Origin of the sequence: Pseudomonas subflava, from assembly GCF_023823685.1 — a bacterium.
GTDB lineage: Bacteria > Pseudomonadota > Gammaproteobacteria > Pseudomonadales > Pseudomonadaceae > Aquipseudomonas > Aquipseudomonas subflava.
Genome location: NZ_JAMXBF010000012.1, coordinates 1 through 6,061, shown reverse-complemented (window position 1 = coordinate 6,061; position 6,061 = coordinate 1). Strand labels below are relative to the sequence as shown.

5 protein-coding genes are annotated in these 6,061 nt (G+C 69.6%); 1 reads left to right on the top strand and 4 read right to left on the bottom strand.

The window, feature by feature from the left end; genetic code table 11:
• Positions 1 to 114: 114 nt before the first annotated feature.
• From pqqC to pqqA, 3 genes are all read right to left on the bottom strand, one after another.
• The gene (gene pqqC / locus NF616_RS17105) at positions 115 to 867 is read right to left on the bottom strand and encodes a pyrroloquinoline-quinone synthase PqqC (RefSeq protein ID WP_252274556.1); all 753 of its coding nucleotides are present in this window, start codon (positions 865 to 867) and stop codon (positions 115 to 117) included.
• A 99-nt stretch (positions 868 to 966) separates the two neighbouring features.
• The gene (gene pqqB / locus NF616_RS17100; protein WP_252274554.1) at positions 967 to 1,878 is read right to left on the bottom strand and encodes a pyrroloquinoline quinone biosynthesis protein PqqB; all 912 of its coding nucleotides are present in this window, start codon (positions 1,876 to 1,878) and stop codon (positions 967 to 969) included.
• A 44-nt stretch (positions 1,879 to 1,922) separates the two neighbouring features.
• The gene (gene pqqA, locus NF616_RS17095) at positions 1,923 to 1,994 is read right to left on the bottom strand and encodes a pyrroloquinoline quinone precursor peptide PqqA (RefSeq protein ID WP_003239771.1); all 72 of its coding nucleotides are present in this window, start codon (positions 1,992 to 1,994) and stop codon (positions 1,923 to 1,925) included.
• A gap of 389 nt (positions 1,995 to 2,383) precedes the next feature.
• Between pqqA and NF616_RS17090 the strand changes: the two genes are divergently transcribed.
• Complete coding sequence (locus tag NF616_RS17090) at positions 2,384 to 4,312, top strand: sigma-54-dependent Fis family transcriptional regulator (RefSeq protein ID WP_252274552.1); 1,929 nt, start codon at positions 2,384 to 2,386, stop codon at positions 4,310 to 4,312.
• Positions 4,313 to 4,622: 310 nt separating this feature from the next.
• Here NF616_RS17090 and aldA read toward each other — a convergent pair whose 3' ends face one another.
• Positions 4,623 to 6,059 carry an aldehyde dehydrogenase gene (gene aldA / locus NF616_RS17085; protein ID WP_252274551.1) on the bottom strand — a complete coding sequence of 479 codons (1,437 nt, stop codon included), beginning with the start codon at positions 6,057 to 6,059 and terminating at the stop codon, positions 4,623 to 4,625.
• Between the last annotated feature and the right edge of the window lie 2 nt (positions 6,060 to 6,061).

Sequence of the window (6,061 nt, the reverse complement as noted above, 5' to 3'; positions counted from 1 at the left end):
CGGCGCACCCTACGTGTCGCGCGGCGGTGGCGTTCGATACGCCCGTAGGGTGCGCCGTGCTCACCACAGAGCGAATCTCGAGGCACACGGCCGTGCGCACCGCAGACCCGCGGCTCACAGCTCGATCCCCCGGTGCCAGACCCGTTCGCGGGTCACGGTGTGGTACGGCGGGCGTTCCAGCTCGTAGGCCATGCTCATGGCGTCGAGCATGCTCCACAGCACGTCGAACTTGAACTGCAGGATGTTCAGCATGCGTTCCTGGGCCTCGCGGGTGCGGTAGTGCTCGAGGGTGATGCGTAGGCCGTGGTCGACATCGCGGCGCGCCTCCTTCAGGCGCTTGCGGAAGTAGTCGTAGCCGGCCGGGTCGATCCACGGGTAGTGCTGCGGCCAGCTGTCCAGGCGCGACTGGTGGATCTGCGGGGCGAACAGCTCGGTCAGCGAGCTGCTGGCCGCCTCCTGCCAGGATGCGCGGCGGGCGAAGTTGACGTAGGCGTCCACGGCGAAGCGCACGCCGGGCAATACCAGCTCCTGCGACAGCACCTGCTCGCGGTCCAGGCCCACCGCCTCGGCCAGGCGCAGCCAGGCCTCGATGCCGCCCTCCTCGCCCATTGCGCCGTCGTGGTCGAGGATGCGCTGCACCCACTCGCGGCGGGTGTCGCGGTCCGGGCAGTTGGCCAGGATCGCCGCGTCCTTCAGCGGGATGTTCAGCTGGTAGTAGAAGCGGTTGGCCACCCAGCCCTGGATCTGCTCGCGGCTGGCGCGGCCCTCGTACATGGCCACGTGGTACGGGTGATGGATGTGGTAGCAGGCTCCCTTGGCGCGCAGCGCCTGCTCGAATTCGCCGGGGCTCATGGCAGGCTGACTCATCTCTGCACCTTTGCGTAGGGTGCGCCGTGCGCACCCGTGGTCCTGAAGGGGTTCGGGGTGCGCGCGGCGCACCCGGCGAGCTGGCTCATGCCGGATTCCTCAGAGTTCGATGCTCATGCCGTCGAAGGCGACCTCGATGCCGTGCGCCGTCAGTTCGGCGCGCTCGGCCGAGTCCTCGTCGAGGATCGGGTTGGTGTTGTTGATGTGGATCAGCACCTTGCGCGCGGCCAGCCCTTGCAGCGCGGCGACCATGCCGTGCGGCCCGCTCTGCTGCAGGTGGCCCAGCTGGCTGCCGAGCTTGCTGCCGACCTCGGCGCGGATCATCTCGTCGTCGCGCCAGAAGGTGCCGTCCACCAGCAGGCAGTCGGCCTCGGCCATCTGCGCGCGCAAGTCGGCGTCCACCTGGCCCAGGCCGGGGGCGTAGAACAGCGTGCCGCCGGTTCGCCGGTCGCGCACCCGCAGGCCGATATTGTCGCCGGGGTGCGGGTCGTTGCGGTGCGGCGAATAGGGTGGCGCGGCACTGTGCAGCGGGAACGGGGTGAACTCCAGCTGCGGGCAGGCGGCGATGGTGAAGCTGCGCGCCAGGTCGATGGGCTGCCAGTGGAGGCCGCCACCCGGCCAGTGCGAGAGCATGTCGAACAGCGGGAAGCCGCTGGTCAGGTCCTGGTGGACCATCTCCGTGCACCACACCTCGTGCGGGCAACCCTCGCGCAGGCTGAGCAGGCCCGTGGTGTGGTCGATCTGGCTGTCGAGCAGGACGACGGCGGCGATGCCGGTGTCGCGCACCGCCCGCGCCGGCTGCAGCGGCGGGAAGGCCTCGAGCTGGGCGCGGATGTCCGGCGAGGCGTTGCACAGGATCCAGTTGACCCCGTCGTCGGACAGGGCGATGGACGACTGGGTGCGCGGGCGCGCGTTCAGCGTGCCTTCGCGCAGGCCGCGGCAGTTGCGGCAGTTGCAGTTCCACTGGGGAAAGCCGCCGCCGGCGGCCGACCCGAGAATCTGGATGAGCATACGGCGCTCCGGTTGGAAGCCCCGGCGGACCGGGGCAGATCGCATCAACGATTGGCGAAGTACAGGGTCACTTCGAAACCAATGCGCAGGTCGGTATAGCTAGGCTTGGTCCACATGGATCGATCCTCTTCTTGTAAGCCGGAAGATTCCGGCAGGTCGAGTTAACCACCAGCGACGTTTCCCCCGAATGATACTTTCGAAGGAATTTCGCCCCTGATTTGGTAGGGCCGGCGCGACACCTGTCGCCTCCGCCCGCTACAGGTGTCGCATCGCTGCGACAACTGTTCTTGCCGGCACCGCCCGCGGGCGCGGAGAAACCGCACCGCCGCGGGCCGCACCGCGATTCCGGCGAGGCGGCACAGCGCTTGCTGCGCCCCTCGTGTTCGACGGATGGATGACTGCACATCGTTCACACCCGGAGTATGGTTGGGACAAGCCAACGGACGAACGGCTCCGCAAAAAACAACAATGTGCCGCGGCCCGACTCGCGGCAATGGGAGTGACCATGACCGCCCATGCCCTGGAAACCTGCCCGACCGACCTCGCCGCCTTCGTCGAGGACCACTTCCCCGAGCGCGGCATCCGCCCCGACGGCCTGATCGCCCGCTCCTGGTACCGCAGCGTGATGCAGCACCGCCTCGACCCCCACGGCGCGGTGCAGAAGAACATCCTCACCGCCGCCGAACTGCGCGACCACCAGGCCCTGCACGAGGACTACCTGGCCATCGCCGGCCAGGGCCTCAGCGGCCTGGCCAAGCGCGTGGTGCCGGCCGGCTTCGCCGTGCTGCTCAGCGACGAACAGGGAGTGACCCTCGACTCGCGCCTGCCGCGCCAGCGCGACAGCTATACCCAGGCCGGGCTGATCGTCGGCGCGCGCTGGGACGAGTCCATCGCCGGCACCAACGGCATCGGCACCACCCTGGCCGCCGGCCAGCCGATGACCATCCACCGCCAGGAGCACTTCCTGGTCTCCAACTTCCGCCTGAGCTGCTCGGTGGCGCCGATCTACGACGCGCAGAACGCCCTGCGCGGCTGCCTCAACGCCACCTGCCTGAACAGCGACGGGCCGAAGGAGGCGCAGTACCTGACCCTGCAGCTGGTGATCATGTATGCCCGGCTGATCGAGAACGCCAGCTTCCGCCAGCGCTACCGCGACCGCCTGAGCCTGTCGCTGAAGCCGCGCGACGACATCGCCGACCTGGCCAACGAGCAGCTGCTGGCTCTCGACGAGCGCGGCAGGATCATCGGCACCAACCACGCCGCCTTCGTCGCCTACCAGCAGGAGCGCGGCATCGACCTGCTCGGCAGCCGCATCGACCAGCTGCTGCCGGCCAACGTCGACGAGCTGCTCAGCCTCACCCACGGCGGCGCCCGCGGCGTGCGCCTGCGCACCCTGCAGGGCGAGGCGCTGGTGGACATCGGCCTGCGCATTCCCGCCGCGCCGCCGCAACGCAGCGTGCCGGCCAGGGCGTCCAGCCGGCCGGAGCACCCGGACCTGCAGCGCCTCAGCGGTGGCGACGCGCGCCTGCTGGATGGCGTGCGGCGCCTGCGCAAGGTGCTCGACAAGGGCATCCCGATCCTCATCACCGGCGAGACCGGCACCGGCAAGGAGGCCTTCGCCCGCGCCATCCACCAGGCCAGCGCGCGCCACGCCGGGCCTTTCGTCGCACTGAACTGCGCGGCGATCCCGGAGAGCCTGATCGAGAGCGAGCTGTTCGGTTACCGCGGCGGCAGCTTCACCGGCGCCAGCAAGAAGGGCATGAAGGGCAAGCTGGAGCTGGCCAACGGCGGCACCCTGTTCCTCGACGAGATCGGCGACATGCCGGCGCACCTGCAGACCCGCCTGCTGCGCGTGCTGGCCGAGCGCGAACTGTTCCCCCTCGGCGCCGACGCGCCAGTGGCGCTGGACGTGCAGGTGGTGTCCGCGACGCACCAGAACCTGGCCGAGATGATCCGCAGCAAGGGCTTCCGCGAGGACCTGTTCTACCGCCTCAGCGGCATGACCCTGCAGCTGCCGGCCCTGCGCGAACGCAGCGACCGCGATGCGCTGATCGACGCGCTGCTGGCCGGCCTGGACGCGAACCTGCGCCTGGACGCGGCGGTGCGCGAGCGCCTGCGCGGGCATCCCTGGCCGGGCAACATCCGCCAGTTGCTCAACTGCCTGCGTTACGCCGCCGCCCTCGCCGAGGACGGCCGCATCGACCTGGACTGCCTGCCGGCCGAGCTGCAGCAGACGCTCCCACCGCCCGCCACAGCGGCCGGCACCGAGCTGGCCGCGCGACTGGACGACGACGAGGCGCGCCACCTCTACGCCGCCCTGCGCGAGCAGCGCTGGAACATCAGCGCGGTGGCCGAGGCCTTCGGCATCGCCCGCTCCACGCTGTATCGCAAGATGAAGAAACACGGCATCGTCCAGCCCAACGAGTTGTTCTGAGCAAGGCGCGGCACCCGCCGCCGCGCCATCGAATCGAAAACCTGCACGGTGCGCAGGGCATGGATCGTAGGGTGCGCCGTGCGCACCTGTCGGCCCGCGCGAAGCGCCACCGAAACCTCGCCCCCATCCGTTATGCAATCCCGTTAACCCGCCCCGCCCGGTGCGCACGGCGCACCCTACGCATGGCGATTCCCTAAGCCGCCCTCCCCGCTTGAATTCCCGCTCCTTTTTCCTGGCATCGCGCGCAATGCCAGGAAAAAGGAGCGGACCGGCGTCCTGGCGGCCGGCCCGCTCAAGCATGCGCCGGGGGTTATTCCTGCGCGTAGATCACGTGGGTGTGGGTGTACTCGTACAGGCCGTGCTTGCCGTCGGCGCCACCGATGCCGGACTTGCGCGTGCCGGCGTGGAAGCCCTGCATGGCCTCGAAGTTCTCGCGGTTGATGTAGGTTTCGCCGAAGTCCAGCTCGCGGCTGGCCTTGAGCGCGGCGCTGAGGTTGCGGGTGTAGACCGATGAGGTCAGGCCGTACTCGCTGTCGTTGGCCAGGGCGATGGCCTCGTCGAGGTCGTCGACGATCTGGATCGGCAGCACCGGGCCGAAGATCTCCTTGCGCATGATCTCCATCTCCGCCGTGCAGCCGGCCAGCACCGTGGGCTGGTAGTGGAAGCCGCGGCCCTTGTCGGCCACCGCGCCGCCGGTGATCACCCGGGCGCCCTGTCCGGTCGCCGTGCGCACCATCTGCGCGACCTTGTCCAGGCCGGCCTGGTTGATCAGCGGGCCCATGTCCAGGTCGGCCTCGACGGAAGGATCGCCGTAGCGGGTGGCGGCCATGGCCGAGGCGATCTTGTCGATGAAGGCGTCGGCCACCTCGCGCTCGACGTAGACGCGCTCGGCGCAGTTGCACACCTGCCCGCTGTTGATCACCCGCGAGGCCTTGATGGCGTTCACCGCCAGTTCCAGGTCGGCGTCGGCAAGAACGATGGCCGGCGCCTTGCCGCCCAGTTCCAGGTTGAGCTTGGTGATGTTCGGCGCCGCCGCGGCCATGATCCGCGAACCGGTGCCGACGCTGCCGGTGAAGCTGATCAGGTCCACCCCGGCGTGGCGGGTCAGCGCGCTGCCGGCGCCGGCGCCGGTGCCGCCGACCACGTTGAACACGCCGCGCGGCAAGTCGGTCTCGGCCACCAGCCTGGCGAACTCGAAGCAGTTGATCGGGGTTTCCTCGCTGGGCTTGATCACGATGGTGTTGCCGGTCAGCAGCGCCGGCGCCATCTTCCGCGCGATGAGGAAGAACGGGAAATTCCACGGCAGGATGCCGGCCACCACGCCCAGCGGCTTGCGCAGCAGGAAGATGTGCTCGCCGGCGCGGTCGCTGGTCAGCACCTCGCCTTCCAGGCGGCGCGCCCACTCGGCCATGTAGTCCAGGTAGTCGGCGGTGAAGTTGACCTCCACCTCGGCCAGGGCCGGCACCTTGCCGCCCTCGCGGGTGATGATCTGCGCCAGGCGCGGCGCGTTGGCGCGCACCTTGGCGGCGATGCGGCGCAGGTGGCCGGCGCGCTCGATGGCCGGCGTGGCGGCCCAGCCCTTTTGCGCCGCGCGGGCCGCGGCGATGGCGCGTTCGACCTGGGCGTCGTCGGACTCGGGAATGCGCGCCAGCAGCTCGGCGTTGGCCGGGTTGCGCACCTCGATCAGGCTGTCGCTGCCGACGAAGGTGTTGTCGATGTAGTTCTGGTAGGTGGTGATGTCGCTCATGT